Below are 21,578 nucleotides of genomic sequence, written 5' to 3'. Positions count from 1 at the left end.
CTTAGACGCTTGATACGCTCCGTCAATCGATCCGACGCAAGATTATTACGCCCTGGCGCAGTAATCTGTTTCCATCCTGTTTCCGCGCCGAGAGCTCAACGCGCGGCGCGCGCCTCGGCCCGCCGCTTCCATTTGCGCGCGATCCACAGCCGCCAGGCGAGCGCAGTGCCGAAATAGCCGATCAGCGCGAGCGCGCCGGTGATCGTCACCAGGCCCGTCAGCGTCGCCGGGCCGGCCTGGTGGAGCAGCCAGTCGCCCCAGCCCTGCTCGACTGCCTGCACTTGCGCCTCGACCGCCCTGCCCGTGCCGAGCATCCAGCTGCCGAGCCAATAGGCGGCCACCCAGAGTGGCGGCGTGGTGAAGGGATTGGTAATGAAGGTGGTCGCCGCGGCGGCCGGGATATTGGCGCGCAGCGGCAGCGCGAGGATCGCCGAGGCGGGAATCTGCCCCATCGGCACCAGCACGCCGGTCACCACGCCCAGCGCAACGCCGCGCGGCACCGAGCGCCGGGTGAAGCGCCACAGCGCGCTGTGCATCACGCGGTGGGCGACGGGGCGCAGCCAGCGATTGCCCTCGACCGACTCGCGGCTGGGCGTCGCCTTGTCGAGCCAGTGGCCGAAGCGCGATTTCCGAACGGGATCAGCCACGGTCGCGGAGGATGCGTCCCTGCTCCCGCTTCCAGTCGCGTTCCTTGATCGTCTCGCGCTTGTCATGCGTCTTCTTGCCCTTCGCCAGCGCCAGCTCGACCTTCGCCCTGCCCCGCCCGTTGAAATAGATGGAGAGGGGCACGAGGGTCATGCCCTCGCGCGCGACCGCGCCGTGAAGCTTGTTTATCTCGCGCTCATGAAGGAGCAATTTACGGGGCCGCTTCGGCTCGTGGTTGAAGCGGTTGCCGTGGCTGAACTCGGGAATGTTCGAATTGACCAGCCACACGCCGCCGTCGTTCACTTCTGCATATGCTTCGGCGATCGAACCCTCGCCGAAGCGCAGCGACTTCACCTCGGTGCCGGTGAGCGCGATGCCCGCCTCATAGGTGTTCTCGATGAAATAATCGAACCGCGCGCGCCGGTTCTCGGCGACGGTCTTCACTTTTTCCTGGGCGGGACGCGGACGGGCCATAAGGCGATGCGATGTAGGCGCGGAAATGCCGAAGCGCCAGCCCGGTCCGTATTTGTTCGCTATCGGGATCAAATGCGCGTAGGGAAACGTTATTGGCGCCCCCCGAACCAAGCCGGCGCGAACTGACAGCATTCTGGAAAGCTGCCGCTTGATGCCGGAGCTTAGCCATGACCTCGCAAAATGACCGCGAATATCTCGAACGTCGCCAGCTTCTGAGCGCCGAGAAGTCGCGCAACGCCACCGATCGGGGCCTCGCAAGGATCCATGGCGACTTCGCCAGGCTCTATGCCCGCCGTCTCGCGGAGCGCCCCTTCCTCCTCGCCGACTAGGCGCGCGGGGCAGCGGAGGAATGGACAGCCCCCTCCCCGCTGCGCCATAGCCGCCTGCATGTCCGCCGTGCTCAACATCCAGCGTTCGATTTCCGGCCAGCCCTGGCACTGGCGAGGTCTGGCCAGCGACTCGCGCGGCGGGCTGGTGCCCGACGACCTGGTGACGCAGCTCCTCCTCGCCCGCGGCGTGCCGCGCGAGGACCTCGACATGCACCGGCTGCCCAGCATCCGCGCCTTCATGCCCGACCCCTCGATCTTCCGCGACATGGACAAGGCGGCCGAACGGCTCGCCGATGCGGTCGAGAAGCGCGAGCAGGTGGCGATCTTCGGCGACTACGACGTGGACGGCGCGACCTCGGCGGCGCTGCTCATCCTGCTCCTGCGCGACCTGGGGCTCGAGGCCCGCCCCTATATCCCCGACCGGCTGATGGAAGGCTATGGTCCCTCGGGCGAGGCGCTCGTGCGGCTCAAGGGCGAAGGCGCCAGCCTGATCGTCACCGTCGATTGCGGCGCCATGGCCTTCGAGGCTCTCCAGATGGCGCAGGACGCCGGCGCCGAGGTGATCGTGGTCGATCACCACAAATGCGCCGCCGAGCTGCCGGTGGCGCTGGCGCTGGTCAACCCGAACCGGCTCGACGAAGGCGAAGGCGCCGCGCATGGCCATCTCGCGGCGGTCGGCATGGCCTGGCTGCTCGGTGCGGCGCTGGTGCGCACGCTGCGCACGCGCGGCTATTTCGCGAGCCGGCCCGAGCCCAAGCTGCTCGACCTGCTCGATATCGTCGCGCTCGGCACGGTGGCGGACGTCGCGTCGCTCAAGGGGCTCAACCGCGCCTTTGTCGCCCAGGGCCTCAAGGTGATGGCACAGCGCCGCAATATCGGGCTGAACGCGTTGATCGAGGCCTCGCGCCTCACCCGCGCACCGACCTGCACCGATCTCGGCTTCGCGCTGGGCCCGCGGATCAACGCCGGCGGACGCGTCGGGCGCTCGGACCTGGGCGTGCGGCTGCTGATCACGCGCGACCCGCAGGAAGCGCGCGCGATCGCCGAGGAGCTCAACCTGCTCAACGAGGAGCGCCGCGCGATCGAAGCCGGCGTGCAGGCCGAAGCGGAGGAGATCAGCCTCCTGAAGGCCAATCATTCGGTAGCGGTGATCGCCAGCAAGGGCTGGCACGCCGGGGTGATCGGCATCGTCGCCGGACGGCTGAAGGAAAAGCTCGGCCGGCCGGCGATCGTCATCGCGCTCGACGAGGACGGCATCGGCAAGGGATCGGGCCGTTCGATCCCCGGCGTCGACCTGGGTGCCGCGATCATCGCCGCCAAGGATGCCGGGCTGCTCCTGGCCGGCGGCGGGCATGCGATGGCCTGCGGCGTGACGATCGAGGCGGACAAGCTCGATGCGTTCGCCGAATTCCTCGAGGAGCGGCTTGCCGAGCGCGTCACCCAGGCGATGGGCGAGCGCGCGCTGCTGCTCGATGCGGTGGTCGCACCGGGCGGGGTCTGCCCCGACCTGGTCAATGCGATGGAGGCCGGCGGCCCCTATGGCATGGGCTGGCCGGCGCCGCGCGTCGTCGCCGGGCCGGTGAGCGTGATCAAGGCCGATGTGGTCGGTGCGGGCGGACATGTCCGGCTGATCGTCGCCGGCCAGGACGGGCGCAGCATCAAGGCGGTGGCGTTCCGCCAGGCCGATACCGAGCTCGGCCAGGCCCTGCTCTCCGCGCCACGCCACCGCAAGCTGTGGCTCGCCGGACGCGCGAAGATCGACGACTGGGGCAGCCGCCCCGCGGCGGAATTGCACGTCGAGGATGCTGCCTGGGCAGATTAAGCATCGAGGCGCAATCTGATGCTTGACCCGCCGCCGATCCTTCCCTAACTGGCCGCCTCCACGCTACGGCATGGCCCCTTCGTCTAGCGGTTAGGACGCGGCCCTTTCACGGCTGAAGCACGGGTTCGATTCCCGTAGGGGTCACCACCTTGATTTCGCTAGGTTTTTCGCGAGATCGGCGGCGGTTAGGTAAAAATTCGGCGGAAATCTCGCGATGCCTTTTTACCTAACTTTTGCGTTTCCCCTGCGCTCTAATGCGCCCCAATGCGCTCTCGCACCTCTCAAAAATGCACGGTTTTCTGCGGTTTTTGCGCCAAAAAGCGGTTAGGAACCTGTGCTTTCCCTGCGAAAGGGCCGGTTCAGCGGGTGCTCGCACCCTCAGATGAGAGCTAGTGCGAAATGCGATCGGACGAAATGTCAACACACACACGTCCTGCTTATCCGTTGCAAAACGTCCCCGGATCGGGTTAGATACTTCGCGAAACAGCTGGCCGGTCATCCGGTGAAAACGTGAAGCCTCCAGATTGGATCTGGGATCCGCACAAAGCAGATTTGAACAAGCGAAAGCATCTTGTTTCGTTTGAACTCGCCGCGCTGGTGTTCGCCGATCCTTTCCATCTTTCTTCGCTAGACCCCCACGAAACTGAGCACAGATGGCGCACAGTCGGCATGGTGAGCGATGTTCTCCTTTTCGTCGTGCACACATTCTCCAACGACGAATCGGGACCGCCAGCGGGCCGCATCATCAGTGCTAGGAAGGCGACGGCGCGGGAGCGCCGGGCATACGAATATGGCGAATAACAGACTAACCCCGGAGCTGCTCGCCGAGCTGTCTCGGCTTTCGCTGCTCACAGAGGCCGATATTGATACCGATGATCAGCCCGAAGTGTCGGACTGGTCAGGTGCCAAACGCGGCGCTTTCTCGGGCGCTCAGATTGCTGAGCGCGGCTATGACGTCCGATCGATCGCCAACTGGTTAGTAAAGCGCGGGCGCGAGCTTGGCCTAAAGTTCTCCAATATGTCGCTCAATAAGCTTGTCTATTTCGCCCTTGAGCGCTCGCTCGTTGAGCGGGGCGTGCTCTTGACCTCTGCTCGAGTGGAAGCATGGGATCACGGTCCCGTTTTCCGAGAGCTTTATCAGGCATTTAAGGGCGCAGGCGACCAACCAATAGAAAATTTGGCCTCGAAATTCTCTATAGAGAATAGGCAGATGGTCGAAGCAGAAGACCCCATTGATGCGGGCGACCAGGAGCTACTCGAGGAAACACTTCGCCGGTTCGGATCCCAAACAGCAGCGCAGTTGCGCGCTGTTTCACATCAACGAGGCAGTCCTTGGCATGCTGTTTGGCATTACCGTGGAAAGTCCAATCCGGGTATGGAGATAACACCTCAGATCATCTATCATTGCGCGGGAAGACCGCGCTACGAGAATGAAGAATAGCGAGCAGGCAATACAGCGCCTTCTAAGGCCGCCTAGCGTAACTAACTGGGCGCGGTTCAACTTCCGACGTGCTGATGACACGGAACGGGGCCTGATGCGGTTCGCTGCGTCGCCACCGATTCATTCATTGGCCGAGGTTTACGTCATATGCGAAGCCATTGTCACCGATCGCATCAGCCTCGAGCAGGCGCTCAAATGCGCTGACGGCATCAAGCATCCGATGACCAAGAAGGCCGCGAGAGAGATCATCCCGGCCTTCTTCAACTATGCCGAACGAGAGAAGGTCGAAGGGCTATCGGCGTTCAAGGGCTTTGGCACCCCCTACCCGATTGGACGTAATCCCGATGGGACTACTAGAATTGTTCCGGTCACTCCGACGTTCATCAGGCTCCATGAGAATAAGCTTGAGCCGGTATTCGTGATCGGCTGGTCATCGCCTGGGCTGAATGGCTATCAAAAAGAACTTCTCTCTACGATCATCCGCAATGCCATTCTGACCCAGCAAGATTTCGACAAATCCGATGCAAGAATCATCTGCACCCCTAGATACAAGCAGACCGAAATCCGCATCGTGAAGAGTTGGTCGGTTCGAGAATATGCCAACCTGACCGATCAGCAGCTCCAAGAGCAATTCTCCAGATACAGCTCTGCTCTCAACGAGGTGATCAAAACGCTCAGGGAGACGTAAGGTCGCTTTTATTGAACGAATCGACACCCGACATGGAGTCCGCATGGCGATCCAAAATCTTCCTATCCCAGAGCAACCGTCGACCAATCCGCAGCGGGTGCGGCATCCGATAGCTACGCCATTGCGCCTCAAAGGTTCGCTCGCTGATGCTGAAATAGGCCGCGGCGGTCGCCTGGTCAAAAAAGCGCGGCTCCGGCGGTCGAACTAACTGCGTCCTCGTAGCAGCCCCATCGTGGTCGGCCGCTATCCGGCTAGATTTTCCGCCCCCTTCTCCACTCACCATCCCGACCCTCCCACGGCACCCGGCTGCCAGAGAAGCCCTTCTCGTGCCCGATCTCAACCGGATAATGGTCCTGCATTGCACCCCTTCCCAGCCGAACCGGTGCTTTCAAGTTAGGTAATTTGGATTAGACGACATTGGACGGCATTGGACTGAGTTAGGTAAAATTGACCCCTAAGAACCGCAGAAATCTGCGGTTTCTGGTCTCCACGGCTGAAGCACGGGTTCGATTCCCGTAGGGGTCACCAAGTCTTTTCAAAGACTTAGTTGACGCTGCAGTTGCAAGAACTGCAATTTCTCTAAAACTTCTCTACTATTCCTGGCAGGATGTCAGCGGACGTTTCTGGACGTTTTTCGCTGGGGTCGCTCCGGCCTTATATCGACCCGCCCCGCTGACGCGCAGGCGAGCGACGCGAATCGGGAATGACCTGAATTGCTTAGTGGCCCCTAGACGTCGGGCTCGACTCCAAGCGGCAGCCAGGTGGTTGCGCTTAAAATCGAGCTCGAAGGGGTGCGCGGCTTGGTTACGAACCTGGTTCAAGAGTTCGATCGGACGCTGCAAGCGATTCACCATGCCGTCCGGTTCGCGAAAACCAGACCGAGGCGGATCATAATCGAGCCCCTGACCTGGCCAGCGCTCGCAGGGATACGGCATCACGCCGCCAGCACGGCCAGCAGCAGCCTGTGGAACCGCGCAGTATGTTCCTGTTCGGGGCGTCGCGCGAGCTGCCCGATCACGCCGAGCGCCGCCTCGACATGGATCCGCACCTCTCCCGCTGCCAGTTCGGGCCGCGCCGCCCCGAGCAGACCGGCAAGCTGCGCGACCAGATGCAGGCGGATCGCCTCCAACCGGCCCCGGTCCGCCGCGTCCATTTCCGCCACGGTCGATTGCAACAGCCCGATCACCGCGCCCTCGCGCCGGCCGTGGCGCAGCAGCGCGTCGGCCATCGCAGCCAGCTGCCCGTCCGCCGGGGCCTGCGCAGTCGCCTGCTCGATTTCGGTCATCGCCGACGCCGCCGCGCCTTCGAGCAGCGCGACGAGCAGCTCGGTCTTGCGCGCGAAATAGCGATAGATCGCCGGGCCGCTGATCCCCGAGGCCGCGGCGATCGCATCAATGCTTGAGGCCGCATAGCCGCGCTCCTGGAACATCGCCGCCGCCGCCGCCAGAATCACCGCGCGCCGCTCGTCGGGCGCCATCCGCGTTCGCACCTTGCTCATCGGCTTTCCCCCTAGCAGCCCCGCCCGTCCAATGCTAGTGAACGATCGTTCACTTAAGGAGTCACTCCATGGCAACTGCGCGTCCGCTGGCCGATCCGGCCTGCTTCGATCCCGATCGCTTCGCCAACCATGGCTATCCGCACGAGGTCTGGGAGCGGATGCGCCGCGACATGCCGGCCGCCTGGCACGAGGACGGCATCCGCGAGCCGTTCTGGGCCTTCACCCGCTACGAGCACATCACGGCGATCGGGAAGGACAGCGACAACTTCATCAGCGCGCCAGGCGTCACCATCCTGCGCAAGGACATGATCGCCGCGGACGCGCCGCGCGTGCCGTTGCTGCTCACCATGGATCCGCCCGAGCACCACAAGAACCGCATGGTGCTGCGCGAGCGGTTCAAGCCGAGCGTGATGCGCGCGCTCGAGGAGCATATCGTCGCGCGCTGCCGCGAGATCGCCGACGATGTCGCCGCCGCACGGATCGCAGCCGCTGGCGACGGCGAGATCGATTTCGTCGAGGCGATCGCGATGCGGCTGCCGCTCGACGTGATCCTCGAACTGCTCGGCGTCCCCGCCGAAGCCCGCGACCAGATGTATCTGTGGAGCAATGCCGTGATCGGCAGCGAGGACCCCGAATATGGCAGCGTCGACCTGCCGCGCGAGGCGATCGTCGGCGCGCAGCAGGCGATGTTCGGCTATTTCGCGCGCTTCATCGCCGAGCGCCGCGCGAGCCCGCGTGAGGACCTGGTCAGCCTGCTCGTCGAGGCGCGGATCGACGGCGAGCCGCTGACCGACCGCGAGATCCTCGGCTTCTGCTTCTTGCTCGCCATCGCCGGCAACGAGACCACGCGCAACGCCACCAGCGGCGCGATGCTCGCGTTGATCGAGCATCCCGAGGCCCGCGCCGCGCTCACCGCGGACTCCGCGCTGATGCCCACCGCCGTGGAGGAATTACTCCGCTGGGTAACGCCGATCGTCTATATGGCGCGCACCGCGACCACCGACGTGGAGATCGGCGGCCAGACGGTGCGCAAGGGCGAGAAGGTGGTGCTGTTCTATCCCTCAGCCAATCGCGACGACAGCGTGTTCGAGGCGCCGTTCACGCTCGATCTGGCGCGCCGGCCCAATCGCCACCTCACCTTCGGCTTCGGCCGGCACAGCTGCCTGGGCAACGACCTGGCGCGGATCGAGCTGCGCGCGGTGCTGAGCGAGTTGCTCGCGCGCTTCCCGGGGCTGGAGCTGGCCGGGCCGGTCAGCCGGCTTCGTTCCAACTTCGTCGGCGGGATCAAGCATATGCCGGTGGTGCTCTCGCGGTAGCGCTCGACACCTTCTCCGCTCCTTATTAGAGCTATCTTTATAAGATAAGGAGAGCAGGATGGCCGATTGGAACAGGCTCTTTGCCACGCGCATGGGCGAGGTCGTCGCTTCGGATATCCGCGAGCGGATGAAACTCCTGCAGGCCGGACAGATCATCCATCTGGGCGGCGGCCTGCCCGATCCGGACATCTTTCCCTATGCCGCGCTCGCTGAAGCCTCCGCGCGGATCTGGAGCGACCCCGCGCTGGCCCGCACCGCGCTGCAATATGCGCCGAGCGAGGGCCATGCGGCGCTGCGCGCCTGGATCGCCGACTATATGACCGGCATCGGCGCGCCTTGCGATCCGGACAATATCCTGATCACCAACGGATCACAGCAGGGCCTCGACTTCGTCGCCAAATTGTTGCTCTCGCCCGGCGACAAGGCGATGGTCGAGGTACCGAGCTTCATCGGCGCGCTGCGGGCCTTCGATGCCTATGAACCGGTCTATGCAGCCTATCCCGGCGGCAACCCAGTGGGTGCGAAATTCTGCTATGTCGGCCCCGATTTCCGCAACCCCACCGGCACGACGATGACGCTGGAGGAGCGCGAGGAGCTGCTTGATCTGGCCGCCGGCAACGGCATGGCGATCCTCGAGGACGGCTGTTACGAGCGCCTCCGCTATGACGGTGCGCCGCTCCCTTCGCTATTGGCGATGGCGATCGCGCGCCACGGCAGCATCGAGGACACGCCGGTGCTCCATACCGGTACCTTCTCCAAGACGATCGCCCCCTCGCTCCGGGTCGGCTGGATCGCGGGTCCGGCAGCGGCGATCCGCAAGCTGGTGCTGATCAAGCAGGCCAGCGACCTGGCGACCAGCGCGCTCAACCAGATGTTGCTGCTCGAGGTGGTGCGGAGCCAGCTCGCCGCCGCGACCGAGACCGCCTGCGCCGTCTATCGCGAACGCCGTGACTCGATGCTCGCGGCGCTGGCCGAGCACATGCCCCAAGGCGTCCGCTGGACGCGGCCCGAAGGCGGCCTTTACATCTGGGTCGAGCTGCCGAAACAGCTCGATGCCACCCTGCTCACGCAACGCGCGCTCGCCGAGGAGGGCGTCTCGGCGATCGCCGGCGCCGCCTTCTATCCCAGGGGCGTGCCGGCGGAGCGCAACACGCTGCGGCTGAGCTTCTCGATGATCGATTCCGAACCCGCGCGTGAGGGCGTGGCCCGGCTCGGCGCGCTGGTCCGCGAGATGCTTCAGTCGACCGCGGCGGTCACCGCGATCTCCAGCGCATAGTCGGGCGAGGCGAGCACCGCCTGGATCGTCGTGCGCGTCGGCGCGCAGCCGGGCACGACCCAGCGGTCCCAGGCCATGTTGAGCGCCTGGAGCGACGCGATGTCGGTCAGATAGAGGTTCGCGGTGAGCAGCTTCGACTTGTCGGTGCCCGCATCGGCGAGCAGCAGGTCGATCCGCTCGAGCACTTCGCGCGCCTGGTTGGCGACCGTGCCACCGCGATGATCGATCGCCACCTGCCCCGAAAGCGAGACGACGCCGCCATGCACCACCGCGCCGCTCATCCGCGGATTGGTCTGGAACCGCTTGATCTCAGCCACGCACCGTCTCCTTGAAGCGCCGATATTCGAGCCGCGCGATCGCCCGGTTGTGGACCTCGTCCGGCCCGTCGGCGAGCCGCAGCGTCCGCGCCAGCGCATAGGCGGCGGCGAGCGGGAAGTCGCTGCACACCCCCGCCCCGCCATGCGCCTGGATCGCATCGTCGATTACCTTGAGCGCGAGGCGCGGCCCGGCGACCTTGATCATCGCGATCTCGCGCTGGGCGACCTTGTTGCCGACCTTGTCCATCATGTCCGCGGCCTTGAGGCAGAGCAGCCGGGTCATCTCGATCTCGGTCCGCGCCTCGGCGACGCGCTGCTCCCAGATCGACTGGTCGGCGATCCGCTTGCCGAACGCCTCGCGGCCGAGCAGCCGCACGACCATCGCGTCTAGCGCCATCTCGGCGAGTCCGATCGCGCGCATGCAATGATGAATGCGCCCTGGGCCGAGCCGCCCTTGCGCGACTTCGAAGCCACGCCCTTCGCCGAGCACGATATTGGCGGCCGGCACGCGGGCATCCTCGAACCTGACTTCGCAGTGCCCGTGCGGCGCATCATCATAGCCGAACACCGGCAACGCGCGGCCGATCGTCACGCCGGGCGTGTCGACGGGCACGAAGATCTGGCTGTGCCGCGCGTGCCGCTCGGCTTGGGCGTCGCTCACGCCGAGCACGATCAGCAACTTGCAGCGCGGATCGCCGGCGCCGGAGATCCACCATTTCCTGCCGTTGAGGACATAATCATCGCCCTGCCGCTCGATGCGCGTCGCGATGTTGGTCGCGTCCGAGCTCGCCACGCCGGGCTCGGTCATCGCGAAGGCCGAGCGGATCTCGCCCGCCATCAGCGGCTTGAGCCAGCGTTCCTTCTGCTCTGGCGTGCCGTAGCGGTGGAGCACTTCCATGTTGCCGGTATCGGGCGCCGAGCAGTTGAAGATCTCCGAAGCCCAGGGAAAGCGCCCCATCTCCTCGGCGCAGGGCGCATATTCGAGGTTAGAGAGGCCGGCGCCGCGATAGTCGCCCTCGTCATGCGCCGCGGGGGGCAGGAACAGGTTCCACAGCCCCTCGGCCTTCGCCCTGCCTTTGAGTTCCTCGAGCACCGGCAGCACGCGCCACCGCGTCGGCCCCTCTGCGAGTTCGGCATGATAGCGCGCTTCGTTCGGCGCGACATGCTCGGCCATGAAGCCGCGGATGCGCTCCAGCCAATGCGTCTGGCGCTCGGAATAGGTGAAGTCCATCGGTCAGCCTTTGGTTTGCGCGAGGGCGAGATTGGCGATCCGCTCGAGCTGTTCGATTGCCTCGGCCGCCTGCGGCGAAGAGGCGGTGCCGCGGATCATCCGACCCTTGATGCCGTGGATGATCGCCGCCAGCCGGAACAGGCTGAACGACAAATGGAAGTCGAGCCGGTCGATCCCTTCGCGGCCGGTGCGGCGGCAATAATCGGCGATGTACTGCGCCTCGCTCGGGATGTTCAGCGCCGGCAGGTCGAGCCCCGACAGCCCGGTCGAGAAGCCTGGCGGCATGTGGTAGACCATCAGGTGATAGGCGAAGTCGGCCAGCGGATGGCCGAGCGTCGACAGCTCCCAGTCGAGCACCGCGATCACGCGCGGCTCGCTGGGGTGGAACAGCATGTTGTCGCAGCGGAAGTCGCCATGGACGATGCTGGTCTCGTCACCCGGCGGGATGTTCGCCGGCAGCCATTCGATCAGCGCGTCCATTGCCGGCACCCGGCCGGCATCGGCGTCCTCGAGATATTGCCGCGACCAGCGCCCCACCTGGCGCTCGAAATAATTGCCGGGCCGGCCATAGTCCGCGAGCCCGATCGCCGCCGGATCGATCGAATGGAGCTGCGCGATCGTCGCGTTCATCGCGTCGAAATAGGCTGGGCGTTGCTCGGCCGGCACTTCCGGGAAGGCCGTGTTCCAGAAGTTGCGCCCCTCCACCATCTCCATCACGTAGAAGGCGGTGCCGATCACGCTCTCGTCGAGGCACAGCCCGAAGGTGCGCGGTACCGGGAAGCCGGCGCCGTGCAGCGCGGAGATCACGCGATACTCGCGGTCCACCGCATGCGCACCCTTGAGCAATATACCCGGCGGCTTGCGACGCAGCACATAGTCGCGCGCCGGCGTGCGCAGGCGATAGGTCGGGTTGGACTGGCCGCCAGCGAACTGCTCGACGAGGAGCGGCCCGGCGAAACCCGGAACATGCGTTTCCATCCAGCCGCGCAGGCCCGCTTCGTCGAAACGATGCGCCGCGCGGACACCGGCCAGTGCCTCAGCCATGTTCTCTTCCCTGCCCGTTCACAGACATTCGACCGGCACCGTTGCCGCCAGATCGCTGCGCGCCGCGACCGGGCACAGCCAGGCATGGATCCGCGGCATCTCGTGCTCGAAGAAATAACGACAGGCCCAGAGCTTGCCGCCGCGGAACGGATCCTCGGGCGCGTCGGCGCAGAGCAGCGCGCGATCGAGCCATTGCCATCCCGCCACGCCGTGCCCGAAGGCGCGGAGCAGCGCGGTCGCGTTCGACGCCATCACCTGCGGCCCGGCACTCCGCAGCGTCTCGACCGCCTCGACGATCTTCTGCCACCAGAGATCGAGCTCCAGGGCATGTACGGCGAAAGACGCGCTGGATGCGGCCTTGGCGACGGTCTGCCCGATGCGCGCGCGCAGCAGGTCCAGCGCGCTATCATCGCGCAGCTTGCGCCCGACCAGATCGAGCGCCTGGATGCCGGTCGTCCCCTCGTGGATCGGATTGAGGCGGTTGTCGCGCCAGAGCTGCTCGACATCGAAGTCGCGGGTATAGCCATAGCCGCCATGGACCTGGATCGCGATGTCGTTCGCTGCGAGCCCCTGTTCCGAGGCCCAGGTCTTGGCGATCGGCGTGAGCAGCCCGAGCAGTAGCTCGGCATCCGGGTCGCGATCCGCCTGGTCTGCCAGCTTGGCGCAATAGAGCACCAGCGCCAATGCGCCCTCCGCATAGCATTTCGCCGCGAGCAGCATGTCGCGCACGTCGGGATGGTCGATGATCGGCTGCGAGGGGCCGGTGCCCGCGCCCGGGGCGCGGCCCTGGGTCCGTTCGCGGGCATAGCCGAGCGCGTGGCGATAGCCGCGATAGCCAAGCGCCGCCGCGCCCAGCGCCACGCCGATCCGCGCCTCGTTCATCATCTTGAACATCTGCGGCAGGCCCTGGCCGGGCGTGCCGACAATCCAGCCGATTGCCCCCTCGCACTCACCCAGGTTGAGCAGGCAGTTCACCGTGCCGCGATAGCCCATCTTGTGATTGAGGCCCGCCACCGCGATGTCGTTGCGGGTGCCGTCCGGCAGGATCTTGGGGACGACGAACAGCGACAGCCCGCGCGTGCCGGATTCGGTCGCATCGTCCGGACCGGCGACCTTGGCCAGCACGAGATGGATGATGTTCTCGGCGAGGTCGTGGTCGCCGCCCGAGATCCACATCTTGTTGCCGGCCAGGCGATAGCGGTCCCCCAGCGCATCGGCGCCGTCCGCCACCGCGCGCGTCGCGACGTCGGCGAGGTTCGAGCCCGCCTGCGGCTCGGACAGGCACATCGTGCCGAACCAGCGCCCGGCGATCTGCGGCAGCGCGAACTGCTCGATCTGCGCGGGACTGCCGAACGCCGCCAACAGCCGCGCATTCGCGGTCGTCAGCATCGGATAGGCGGCGGTGGCGACATTGGCCGCGAGGAACTGGGCGAAGGACGCATTGGCCAACAGCCCCGGCAGGCCAAGCCCGCCCAGCTCCGGCGGAAAGCTCGCCGAGAACAGCCCAAGCTCGGCATATTCGCGCAGCGCCGCACCGATCTGCGGCAGCGCGTGCACGCCTTCGGCATCCTGATGGGGCTCGATCTGGTCGGCGGTCTTGTAATGCGTCAGGAAAGTATCGGCGGCGAGCCGGGTCGACAGGTCGAGGATCGCATCGGCGCTCTCGCGATCGACCGCGTCACCGCAGTCTTCCGCAAGGCCCAGCCAGTCCCAGAGGAGGAAATCCAGCTCCTCGCGCGCGATCAGATTCTCGCTCATTCCACTCCATTTCCCGGAGCGGGCCATAAGCGCGGCGAGCGCGCAGCGTCGAATGTCAAAGCCGGATCGATGGCATCGCAATTGGGCAATTGCGCGCGCAGCCGGCAGCGGCCCAGCATCGTCCGGGGCCCTTTTCAGGAGAGACGAATGGCGCTGGATCCCGAGATGCGGGCAATGCTCGACCGGCGCAATGCGCTCGGCCTGCCCGGATTCAGCGCGGGCACAGTGGACGATGTCCGCCGGACCTTCGCCGTATCGCAGGCCGCGCTGCCGCGCGATCGCGGCGCCCGAATGGCACGTATCGAGGATTTCCGAATCGCAGGACCGCACGGCCCCGTCCCCGTGCGCCGCTATATTCCCCACGGCACGCCGCACGGTCAGATCCTCTATCTGCACGGCGGCGGCTGGACCTTCGGGACGCTCGACGCCTTCGATCCGGTCTGCCGCCAGCTCGCGCACGCATCGGGCACCGAAGTGGTCAGCATCGACTATCGGCTCGCGCCCGAGCATCCCTTCCCGCAGCCGCTCGACGATAGCTGGGCAGCGCTGGAGGCGCTCGCCGGCCCCGGCCCGCTGGCAGTGACGGGCGACAGCGCGGGCGGCAACCTAGCCGCCGCGCTGGCGATCCGCGCGCGCGATCGCGGCGGCCCGCGCATCGACTTGCAGGTGCTGCTCTATCCGGTGCTATCGCCCGATTTCGAGCGCCCCTCCTACCGGGAATTCGGCCGCGGCGACTATCTGATCTCCGCCGAAGACATGCGCTGGTTCTGGGATCACTATGCCCCCGCCACCGATCGCGCGCATCCCGAGGCGGTGCCGCTGGCAGCCGAACTCGCCGGCCTGCCCGAGGCGATCCTCGTGCTGGGCGGCTGCGATCCGCTGCACGATGAGGGCCTGGCCTATGCCGAGGCGCTGCGGGCGGCCGGCGTGCCGGTCACGCTGCGCGAACATCCCGGCATGGCGCACGGCTTCTTCACGCTGGTCGACCTGCTGTCAGCAGCCAATGCCGAAGTCGCCGCCGTCGGCAGGCTGGTCGCGGAGGCCTTCGCCCGCGCCTAGCCCTCGCTCTCGGCGACACGCTGCCGCACGAGCTCGACGAACTGGCGAACCAGCGGCGAGCCGCTACCCTTCGGCCACAACATGCTGAGCGGCAACGGCAGGTCGAGATCGGCGAGATCGCGCAGCACCACGCCCGGCGGCGTCCGGTCCGCGCGCGCGGCGGTGACGATCCCCAGCCCGATCCCCGAGGCGGTCAATTCATAGCCGATATCGACGGCCGACACCTCGACCGCGATGTTCGGCGAGACTCCCCGCGCGTCGAACGCCGCGATCATCCGGTCGAACAGGCGCGGCGAGGTGTGCCGCGCCGGCCAGAGCAGCGGTTCGCCGGCGATTTCGTGCAGTGACACGATCTGCTTCGCCGCCAGCGGGTGATCGGCGGGCAGGACCAGCACGAACTTGTCCTGACCGACATGCAACGTCTCGAACTGCTCACGGTCGGTCGCCTCTTCTATGACGAACGCGACGTCGATCTCGTCCGCCAGCAATCGGCTGCGCTGCGCATCCGAGGTCAGCGGAAAGGCACGCAGTTCCACCTCGGGATGCGCCGCGCGGAATTCGCGCAGCACCGCCGGCAGCACCGGGCGTCGCAGCATCGCTTCGGAGAAGGACACGCGCAGCGTCCCCAGCTCACCCTGGGCGATCCGCCCGACATTGCGCCGCGCCTCTTCGATCGCGAGCAGGATGCGCCGCACGTCGTGCGCCAGCATCTCGCCCGCCGGGGTGATCGTCACCCCGCGCGCCTGGCGCTCGAACAATTCGATATTGCCGAGCTCACGCTCAAGATCGGCGATGCGGCGCGACAGCGCGGACTGCGCGATGTTGAGCCGCTCGGCGGCACGGTGAAGATTCTGTTCTTCCGCAACGGCGAGGAAGAACGGGAAGTGCTTGGCGATCCGCAGCGTGCGCAGCGTCGCCACTTCGCGCGGGACGGACGGAGGAAGCGAACTCGACATGCCCGCGCTTACGCCACGATCCGTGGAGCCGGGCCCGTTCCCCGGCGCGGCGCCCTCACCCGAGCGCCACACGGACGACCGCCCTCGCACAGCCTTCCTGTGCGCGCATGAGGACTTCGACATCGGCGCGGTTGCTGCCATCGAGATGCCGCGCCATCACGCGGCCTGACACCCGGTCAGGCGGCGAGGCGTCCTCCAGCATGTGCATCGACACCAGGCTGGCCGCCGGAGCCCCCGACCATTGCCGGACCATCGCGCACATTCGTTCGGCGAGCGAGGCACCCCCCTCGGCGCATGCGTCCAGCTCGACCGGCTGGCCAAGCGCAATGTCCTTGAAGCGTATCGTTGCCGTCATCGACATCTCTCCCACCCGCGGGCTCTTCCCGCGGCATTTCTTATAACTGCTATCTTTTAAATGTTAGTGGATTCGATTAGGAGCGTCAAACGGGATCGGCGGCCAGCCGTCCATAAACGGGAGAGACGATTCATGGCTTCGACAGCGATCAACCCGGCTTCGGACGCGCTCTCGCCCGCGGACCTCCTCGCCTCACGCCGCTCGATCGTGCCTGACGCGCTGGTCGGCCCGGGACCAAGCCGCGCGGAGATCGACCGGCTGGTCGAGATTGCGCTGCGCGTGCCCGATCATGGCCGGTTGAGCCCCTGGCGCCTCATACTGGTCGCGGGAGAAACCAAGGATCGCTGGGTCGAGCGACTGCTGGCGCTGGCGGATACCCGGGAAGATGCAGCCAAGGTGCGCGTCAGCACGCGCAAGCTCGCCTGCGCGCCGCTAGTGGTGGTCGTCGTCTCCGCGGCGATCCCCGGCCACAAGGTGCCCGAATGGGAGCAATGGCTCTCGGCCGGCGCAATGTGCATGAACCTGCTCAACGGCGCGCACGCGATGGGCTATGGCGCCAACTGGCTGACCGGCTGGCACGCCTATGATGCACAGGCAACCGCGCTGCTCGGGCTGGAGGAAGGGCAGAAGGTCGCGGGCGTCGTACTGGTAGGCAGCATTGCCGAGCCGGCCACGCCGCGCCCGCGGGTCGGCGCGGAGGACGTCGCGCGCTGGCTGACGCTCTGAACGGAAGCGGGCGGCTCCGCGTGGCAACACGATCGGATGAAGCGAAGAGAGATGGGCCCCGGCCCTTGCCGGGAAACCCTTCCGGCTGCCTCGAACCCAGCGCCTCTCTAAGCCCGCAGCATGTCGGCCTTGACCGTCAGGTCGGTGTCGAATCCGTGCCGGCGTTCGCCGCCACCGCTCGAGAAATGCTCGCGGATCGCCCGCTCGGCGCTCTGCGCGTCGCCTTCCTCGATCGCGCGATAGATCCGCTCATGCTCGCGGGCGAGCGACAGCCGCACCGCCCGATCGGAGAAGCTGCCATGCACAGAACGATCGACCGCCAGCGCCTCGACCTGCGCCGACCAAAGCCGTTCCAGCGCACCGACGACCAGGCTCATCGTCTCGTTGCCGCAATTGCTGACCAGCTCGGTATGGAAGGCGCGCGCCAGGCCGATGAAGGTCGCGGGATCGTCGATCGCTTCCATGCTCGCATCGATATTGGCGCGCAGCTTCGGCAGTACCGTGGTCTCGCGATCGGGGCGCAGCGCAGCCTCGGCGGCGCAGGCCGGCTCGAGCAGGCGCATGCCATTGAGCAGGTCGTAGAGCGAGACGGAACGCGCCTGGAGCACCAGCCCGAGCATATAGGCCGCGGTGCCGGGATGCGGGACATGGACGATGGCACCGCCGACATTGCCGCGGATCACGGTGACCAGCCCCTCGGTCTCGAGAATGCGGAAGGCTTCACGGATGCAGGGAGGGCTGACGCCGAACTCGGCGAGCAGATCCTCCTGTTTGGGCAGCATGTCGCCATCGGCGAGCGCGCCGGAGAGAATGCGCGCGCGCAGGCTGGACGCGACGATCTCCGCCACACGCGGTTGGCGCAGGCGCCGCTTCTTCGCTTTGTCTTCGCTCACATTGCCCCTCAGCATCCTGTCAAAGATGAACATGCTGCAATACGCGCACGCTAGATCTTTGCAAGTCCAGCCACAGAAACGGAAAAACCCGGGAGAGAATGGATGAATGCCGATACCTCGCGCTATCAGACCTTCACCATCAGCATCACGCCCTTTGCCGAGGATGGCGCAATCGACGAGGCGGCGATGCGGCGGCATCTGCGCAAGCTTGGCGATGCCGGGGTCGGCGTCTATGTCGGCGGCGGCGGCAGCGGTGAGGGCTACACGCTGGCGCCCGAGGAAACCGAACGGCTGCTGACGATCGCGGTCGAGGAGCTCAAGGGTCGCGTGCCCGTCCGCGCGATGGGCGTCGAGCCCCGCACCGCGAAGCAGATGATCGCGTTCCTGGACATGGCAGCCCGCGCTGGCGTCGACGCTGCCCAAGTCTATTCGCTCGATGTCGGCCATGGCCACACGCCGACGCCCCGCGAGCTCGACGCCTATTTCAGCGAAGTCCTGTCGAATACTGACATGCCCTCGATACTCTCGACCCATCAGTCGGTCGGCTATGTCATCCCGGCGCAAGTCATCATCGATCTGTTCGGCCGCCACAGCCAGCTTATCGGCCTCAATGTCAGCCACCAGGATCCGAACTATCTCCGCACGCTCGCCGATGCGCTGGGCGACCGGATCGATATCTGCGTAGGCGGGCCGCACCAGGCCCCGATGGCGCTGGCGTTCGGCGCGCAAGGATTTCTGTCTTCAGAGGGCAACATCGCCCCGAAGCTCTGCCGCAGCATTATCGATGCCGCCAAGGCTGGCGACAATGCGGCGTTCCTCGAACGCTGGGGCAAGTTGATGCGGCTGTTCATGGTGCTCTACGGCAATGGCGGCATCCGGGTGACCAAGGCGCTGCTCGAGCATTTCGGGCTTGCCGGCGGTCTGCCCCGCCCCCCGCGCCTCCACGCCGAAGCGGACTCGCTCGCCAAGGCATTGGCCGTGGTCGAGCAGATCGAGCTTGCGGAGATCGAAGGCTGGTGACGCAAAAAGGGCGAGGGATCGCTCCCTCGCCCTTTCCGGCCCCAGCATTGCGACCGAGGGGAACGCTATTCCGCCGCCACCGCTTGCGGCGCCGGCTCCAGCGAGGCGGTCCGCTCGTCGAAGAAATCGGATTCGCGTGACGTGTCGATCGTCCTCGCGCCCCGCACGCCGAACTTGGCGCGCGCCTCCTCCAGCGGCAGGTCGAGCCATTCCTCGTAGCGCGGGATGAACAGCGCATCGGAATCCTGGCCGACCTTCATTGCGTAATGGGCGAGGTCCCACATCTGCACGAACAGCTCGGGATAATGGAGCGGCCCGCGCATGAACATCGGGATGGTGAGCAGCGTGTTCTGGACGTTGAGCAATCCGGCGAGTTCCGGATTGAAGTGGCGGAACAGGTTTCCGTACTTGAGGAACGCGGGCATGATCTCGCCGAGCGCATCGAACCCGCCGCCGCTCAGGATGTGCATGATGTCGTGGATCTGCACGCCGCGCAGGAAGAAATATTCGAAGCTCGAGCGCGGCTCGAAGGTCGGGATGATGTCCACCTGCATGCCGGCGGTGACGAGCTGGTTGTACCAGATGCCGCCGACCGAGCCCGGCGGGCACGACTTCATGTCCTCGCGCGTCAGCCGGGCAAGCCAGCGCTCGTCGAGCCATTTGTCGAATTCGGGCCAGTCCTTGCGGGCATCGTTGAACAGTTCCTCGATACGGCCATGGTCCTGCACCTCGCGCACCGCTTCGATCAGCATCGGAATGCCATAGGTCGGCGGGTAGTCGCGGCCGTTGCGCTTCAGGCACTGGGTGTTGACCCATTCCCGAATGCGATAATCGTTCATGTATTTGGACGAGCTAATGAGCACGCTGCTCGTCGTCTCGACCTTCTGGCGGCCCCGCTGCAGGTACGGGAGATCGTCTTCGTTCATGTCGCTCTCTCCCTTCAGGCTGCGGCCGCTTCGACCCTGGTGATGACCGGGCTGACGAATTCGCCCGGCAGCTCGCCGGTGAACGCGCCGTTCTCGAAGGTCGAAACACCGTTCACCAGCGTCAGGCGCATCGGCGCGGCGTCGCGACTGAAGCGCCAGGTGAAGCCGCCCTTGCCGTCCGGCACGTCAAAGGCGCGCATGAGCGGACGCTGCTGGATCTCGTCGAGATCGAACACCGCGATATCGGCACGGTAGCCGGGCTTGAGTACGCCGCGATCGCCAAAGTTGAAATGCTCGGCCTGCTTGCCGGTCTGGACGTAGATCGCTTCCTCCAGCGTCAGTTCGCCGTTCTTCACAAACTGGGTCAGCAGCAGGATGTTCTCGCCGCCGCCGCATAGCATCTGACCATGCGCACCGGCATCCGAGATGTTGGCGACGGTCTGCTTGTCCTTGAGCATCTCGATCGTCTCTTCCTGCGCCATCGGATGCGGCACGCGGCTGATGATCGACTGCACGCCGTTGGCGATCACCCAATCGGCCAGCGCGTCGGACGGATGCTTGCCGGTCTGCTCGGCCAGCTCCTTGAGGTTGAGGTCGAGCGGGCCGGCGCCGGTCTCGGAGTCCATCAGCAGCATCATGTGCGGATTGGCGACGAGCGACTGCTTGAACGCCTTGTTGTCCCAGCTGTCGCGGGCGCGGGCGCGGAAATCGGGATCGCGCAGCAGTGCGAGCTTCTCTTCCTCGGTCTGCGCCTGGACGACTTCGTGCCAGACATATTCATTGGCCTGGGCGAAGGACGAGCTGCTGAAGAAGTTGAGCGCGGTCGTGGGCGGCACATGCGCGAAGCTCGGCCAAAAGTCGAAGCCCTCTGCCTTCTGCTTCGCGGTGATCGCCCACATCTTCTCGCGGATCGAGTCCTGGAAGCGGAGCAGGCCACCAGCGCCCGCCATCTGCACGCGCACGCCGCGATCGCGGCAGAGATTGCCGAGGCGTTCCATCTGCTCGGGCGCGCGCAGCTTGAAGAAGGTGTCGAGGATCACCTGGAGCTGGCTGCCCGGACGGCTGGCAAGCACGCCGATCAGCGCGGACCATTCGGCATCATCGGCGACCAAGCTTGGAACCGGACGATCCTTGCTGTCATGATCCATCAGGTTGGACGACATGCCGAGAGCGCCGCCGTCGATCGCGTCCTCGAGCAGCGCGCACATCTTGCGGATCTCGTCCGGCGTCGCCACGCGCTCCCACGCGTCCATGCCCATCACCGCCAGGCGGATCGCGATATGGCCGGCATAGCCCGCGACATTGGTCGAGGTCTTGCACTTGGCCTCCATCGAGGCGCGATATTCGGACCAGGTCGACCAATCCCAGGGCAGCATCTCGAGGAACGGCTTTTGCGGCACTTCCTCGAAGAAGGAGAAGATGTTGACCATCTCCATGCGGACCTGGGGATCAGGGTGGACCGGCGCGGCCGTGAAGCCGCAATTGCCGATCACGACGGTGCTGACGCCATAGCCGGGCAGCGGATCGAGGCTCGGCTGCCACCACATGACGGCGTCCATATGCGTGTGCGGTTCGATGAAGCCGGGCGAGACGATGCAGCCGCTGGCGTCCACCAGGCGCTCGCCCTCGACCGGCGCGAGGCCGGCGGCGATCTCCGCGATCACGCCGCCCTTCACGCGCACGTCCGCAGCATAGGAGGAGGCGCCGGTGCCGTCGACCACGGTGCCGCCCTGAATCAGAATGTCCGTCATGGCTCTCTCCATCTTTTATCCCGGCGATAACGCCATATGATATCTAAGATTGC

Annotated in this window: 22 protein-coding genes and 1 tRNA gene; 11 read left to right on the top strand and 12 right to left on the bottom strand. The window is 65.9% G+C overall.

Features of this window, described 5'->3' with window-relative positions:
- Positions 1-95: 95 nt before the first annotated feature.
- Complete coding sequence (locus ABLE38_RS16810) at positions 96-647, bottom strand: DUF2062 domain-containing protein (protein WP_348975400.1); 552 nt, start codon at positions 645-647, stop codon at positions 96-98.
- Positions 640-1,119, bottom strand: coding sequence for an SsrA-binding protein SmpB (gene smpB / locus ABLE38_RS16805; protein WP_348975399.1), 480 nt, complete (start codon positions 1,117-1,119; stop codon positions 640-642). Before smpB ends, ABLE38_RS16810 begins: the two co-directional genes overlap by 8 nt.
- Positions 1,120-1,286: 167 nt before the next feature.
- Between smpB and ABLE38_RS16800 the strand changes: the two genes are divergently transcribed.
- From ABLE38_RS16800 to ABLE38_RS16775, 6 genes are all read left to right on the top strand, one after another.
- A complete protein-coding gene (locus tag ABLE38_RS16800) occupies positions 1,287-1,448 on the top strand; it encodes a hypothetical protein (protein WP_348975398.1) in 162 nt (53 codons plus the stop codon).
- Positions 1,449-1,506: 58 nt separating this feature from the next.
- Positions 1,507-3,270, top strand: a complete 1,764-nt coding sequence (gene recJ / locus ABLE38_RS16795; protein ID WP_348975397.1) for a single-stranded-DNA-specific exonuclease RecJ — start codon at positions 1,507-1,509, stop codon at positions 3,268-3,270.
- A gap of 72 nt (positions 3,271-3,342) precedes the next feature.
- A tRNA-Glu gene (locus ABLE38_RS16790) sits at positions 3,343-3,417 on the top strand.
- 363 nt (positions 3,418-3,780) lie between these two features.
- Positions 3,781-4,071 carry a BrnT family toxin gene (locus ABLE38_RS16785; protein ID WP_348975396.1) on the top strand — a complete coding sequence of 97 codons (291 nt, stop codon included), beginning with the start codon at positions 3,781-3,783 and terminating at the stop codon, positions 4,069-4,071.
- The gene (locus ABLE38_RS16780; protein WP_348975395.1) at positions 4,061-4,711 is read left to right on the top strand and encodes a type II toxin-antitoxin system antitoxin SocA domain-containing protein; all 651 of its coding nucleotides are present in this window, start codon (positions 4,061-4,063) and stop codon (positions 4,709-4,711) included. Before ABLE38_RS16785 ends, ABLE38_RS16780 begins: the two co-directional genes overlap by 11 nt.
- Before the next feature lie 94 nt (positions 4,712-4,805).
- The gene (locus ABLE38_RS16775) at positions 4,806-5,399 is read left to right on the top strand and encodes a hypothetical protein (RefSeq protein ID WP_348975394.1); all 594 of its coding nucleotides are present in this window, start codon (positions 4,806-4,808) and stop codon (positions 5,397-5,399) included.
- Positions 5,400-6,333: 934 nt separating this feature from the next.
- On the opposite strand, the gene ABLE38_RS16770 is transcribed toward ABLE38_RS16775, so the two are convergent.
- The gene (locus tag ABLE38_RS16770; protein WP_348975393.1) at positions 6,334-6,897 is read right to left on the bottom strand and encodes a TetR/AcrR family transcriptional regulator; all 564 of its coding nucleotides are present in this window, start codon (positions 6,895-6,897) and stop codon (positions 6,334-6,336) included.
- 68 nt (positions 6,898-6,965) lie between these two features.
- On the opposite strand from ABLE38_RS16770, the gene ABLE38_RS16765 reads away from it, so the two are divergent.
- Together ABLE38_RS16765 and ABLE38_RS16760 are read left to right on the top strand one after the other, a co-directional pair.
- Entirely contained in the window at positions 6,966-8,213 is a 1,248-nt protein-coding gene (locus tag ABLE38_RS16765) for a cytochrome P450 (protein ID WP_348975392.1), read from the top strand.
- A gap of 58 nt (positions 8,214-8,271) precedes the next feature.
- Positions 8,272-9,489, top strand: coding sequence for a PLP-dependent aminotransferase family protein (locus ABLE38_RS16760; RefSeq protein ID WP_348975391.1), 1,218 nt, complete (start codon positions 8,272-8,274; stop codon positions 9,487-9,489).
- Here the strand turns inward: ABLE38_RS16760 and ABLE38_RS16755 are convergent.
- From ABLE38_RS16755 to ABLE38_RS16740, 4 genes are read right to left on the bottom strand one after another with little or no spacing between them, the layout of a single operon-like run.
- A complete protein-coding gene (locus ABLE38_RS16755) occupies positions 9,450-9,806 on the bottom strand; it encodes a RidA family protein (protein WP_348975390.1) in 357 nt (118 codons plus the stop codon). The two genes, ABLE38_RS16760 and ABLE38_RS16755, sit on opposite strands and share 40 nt — an antisense overlap.
- Entirely contained in the window at positions 9,799-11,037 is a 1,239-nt protein-coding gene (locus ABLE38_RS16750) for an acyl-CoA dehydrogenase family protein (protein ID WP_348975389.1), read from the bottom strand. The genes ABLE38_RS16755 and ABLE38_RS16750 overlap by 8 nt, the downstream gene beginning before the upstream one ends.
- Before the next feature lie 3 nt (positions 11,038-11,040).
- A complete protein-coding gene (locus ABLE38_RS16745; protein ID WP_348975388.1) occupies positions 11,041-12,081 on the bottom strand; it encodes a phosphotransferase in 1,041 nt (346 codons plus the stop codon).
- Positions 12,082-12,099: 18 nt separating this feature from the next.
- Entirely contained in the window at positions 12,100-13,839 is a 1,740-nt protein-coding gene (locus tag ABLE38_RS16740) for an acyl-CoA dehydrogenase (protein WP_348975387.1), read from the bottom strand.
- A 147-nt stretch (positions 13,840-13,986) separates the two neighbouring features.
- On the opposite strand from ABLE38_RS16740, the gene ABLE38_RS16735 reads away from it, so the two are divergent.
- Positions 13,987-14,898 (top strand): alpha/beta hydrolase, encoded by a 912-nt coding sequence (locus ABLE38_RS16735; protein WP_348975386.1) that lies wholly within the window; start codon positions 13,987-13,989, stop codon positions 14,896-14,898.
- Here the strand turns inward: ABLE38_RS16735 and ABLE38_RS16730 are convergent.
- Both ABLE38_RS16730 and ABLE38_RS16725 read right to left on the bottom strand, forming a co-directional pair.
- A complete protein-coding gene (locus tag ABLE38_RS16730; protein ID WP_348975385.1) occupies positions 14,895-15,854 on the bottom strand; it encodes a LysR family transcriptional regulator in 960 nt (319 codons plus the stop codon). The two genes, ABLE38_RS16735 and ABLE38_RS16730, sit on opposite strands and share 4 nt — an antisense overlap.
- Positions 15,855-15,909: 55 nt before the next feature.
- Positions 15,910-16,209, bottom strand: coding sequence for a hypothetical protein (locus ABLE38_RS16725; RefSeq protein WP_348975384.1), 300 nt, complete (start codon positions 16,207-16,209; stop codon positions 15,910-15,912).
- Between the two features lie 132 nt (positions 16,210-16,341).
- Here ABLE38_RS16725 and ABLE38_RS16720 point away from each other — a divergent pair, with 132 nt between their 5' ends.
- Positions 16,342-16,935: a nitroreductase gene (locus ABLE38_RS16720; RefSeq protein WP_348975383.1), complete on the top strand. Its 594-nt coding sequence runs from the start codon at positions 16,342-16,344 to the stop codon at positions 16,933-16,935.
- Between the two features lie 107 nt (positions 16,936-17,042).
- On the opposite strand, the gene ABLE38_RS16715 is transcribed toward ABLE38_RS16720, so the two are convergent.
- On the bottom strand, positions 17,043-17,828 hold the full coding sequence (locus tag ABLE38_RS16715; RefSeq protein ID WP_348975382.1) for an FCD domain-containing protein: 786 nt from the start codon (positions 17,826-17,828) through the stop codon (positions 17,043-17,045).
- Between the two features lie 102 nt (positions 17,829-17,930).
- Between ABLE38_RS16715 and ABLE38_RS16710 the strand changes: the two genes are divergently transcribed.
- Positions 17,931-18,848, top strand: coding sequence for a dihydrodipicolinate synthase family protein (locus tag ABLE38_RS16710; protein WP_348975381.1), 918 nt, complete (start codon positions 17,931-17,933; stop codon positions 18,846-18,848).
- 65 nt (positions 18,849-18,913) lie between these two features.
- Here the strand turns inward: ABLE38_RS16710 and ABLE38_RS16705 are convergent, their stop codons facing one another.
- Positions 18,914-19,774 carry a hypothetical protein gene (locus ABLE38_RS16705; RefSeq protein ID WP_348975380.1) on the bottom strand — a complete coding sequence of 287 codons (861 nt, stop codon included), beginning with the start codon at positions 19,772-19,774 and terminating at the stop codon, positions 18,914-18,916.
- A 14-nt stretch (positions 19,775-19,788) separates the two neighbouring features.
- On the bottom strand, positions 19,789-21,525 hold the full coding sequence (locus ABLE38_RS16700) for an amidohydrolase family protein (protein WP_348975379.1): 1,737 nt from the start codon (positions 21,523-21,525) through the stop codon (positions 19,789-19,791).
- Positions 21,526-21,578: the final 53 nt, after the last annotated feature.

Origin of the sequence: Sphingomonas sp. KR3-1, assembly GCF_040049295.1 — a bacterium.
Lineage (GTDB): Bacteria > Pseudomonadota > Alphaproteobacteria > Sphingomonadales > Sphingomonadaceae > Sphingomonas.
The sequence above is the reverse complement of the archived record's forward strand: the minus strand, read 5'-3'. Positions and strand labels throughout refer to the sequence as shown.

Coding starts and splice junctions, on each gene's coding strand:
- smpB (WP_348975399.1), bottom strand. CDS start 1,119: ATGGCCCGTCCGCGTCCCGCCCAGGAAAAAGTGAAGACCGTCGCCGAG.
- ABLE38_RS16800 (WP_348975398.1), top strand. CDS start 1,287: ATGACCTCGCAAAATGACCGCGAATATCTCGAACGTCGCCAGCTTCTG.
- recJ (WP_348975397.1), top strand. CDS start 1,507: ATGTCCGCCGTGCTCAACATCCAGCGTTCGATTTCCGGCCAGCCCTGG.
- ABLE38_RS16780 (WP_348975395.1), top strand. CDS start 4,061: ATGGCGAATAACAGACTAACCCCGGAGCTGCTCGCCGAGCTGTCTCGG.
- ABLE38_RS16775 (WP_348975394.1), top strand. CDS start 4,806: ATGCGGTTCGCTGCGTCGCCACCGATTCATTCATTGGCCGAGGTTTAC.
- ABLE38_RS16770 (WP_348975393.1), bottom strand. CDS start 6,897: ATGAGCAAGGTGCGAACGCGGATGGCGCCCGACGAGCGGCGCGCGGTG.
- ABLE38_RS16765 (WP_348975392.1), top strand. CDS start 6,966: ATGGCAACTGCGCGTCCGCTGGCCGATCCGGCCTGCTTCGATCCCGAT.
- ABLE38_RS16760 (WP_348975391.1), top strand. CDS start 8,272: ATGGCCGATTGGAACAGGCTCTTTGCCACGCGCATGGGCGAGGTCGTC.
- ABLE38_RS16750 (WP_348975389.1), bottom strand. CDS start 11,037: ATGGACTTCACCTATTCCGAGCGCCAGACGCATTGGCTGGAGCGCATC.
- ABLE38_RS16745 (WP_348975388.1), bottom strand. CDS start 12,081: ATGGCTGAGGCACTGGCCGGTGTCCGCGCGGCGCATCGTTTCGACGAA.
- ABLE38_RS16740 (WP_348975387.1), bottom strand. CDS start 13,839: ATGAGCGAGAATCTGATCGCGCGCGAGGAGCTGGATTTCCTCCTCTGG.
- ABLE38_RS16735 (WP_348975386.1), top strand. CDS start 13,987: ATGGCGCTGGATCCCGAGATGCGGGCAATGCTCGACCGGCGCAATGCG.
- ABLE38_RS16730 (WP_348975385.1), bottom strand. CDS start 15,854: ATGTCGAGTTCGCTTCCTCCGTCCGTCCCGCGCGAAGTGGCGACGCTG.
- ABLE38_RS16725 (WP_348975384.1), bottom strand. CDS start 16,209: ATGACGGCAACGATACGCTTCAAGGACATTGCGCTTGGCCAGCCGGTC.
- ABLE38_RS16720 (WP_348975383.1), top strand. CDS start 16,342: ATGGCTTCGACAGCGATCAACCCGGCTTCGGACGCGCTCTCGCCCGCG.
- ABLE38_RS16710 (WP_348975381.1), top strand. CDS start 17,931: ATGAATGCCGATACCTCGCGCTATCAGACCTTCACCATCAGCATCACG.
- ABLE38_RS16705 (WP_348975380.1), bottom strand. CDS start 19,774: ATGAACGAAGACGATCTCCCGTACCTGCAGCGGGGCCGCCAGAAGGTC.
- ABLE38_RS16700 (WP_348975379.1), bottom strand. CDS start 21,525: ATGACGGACATTCTGATTCAGGGCGGCACCGTGGTCGACGGCACCGGC.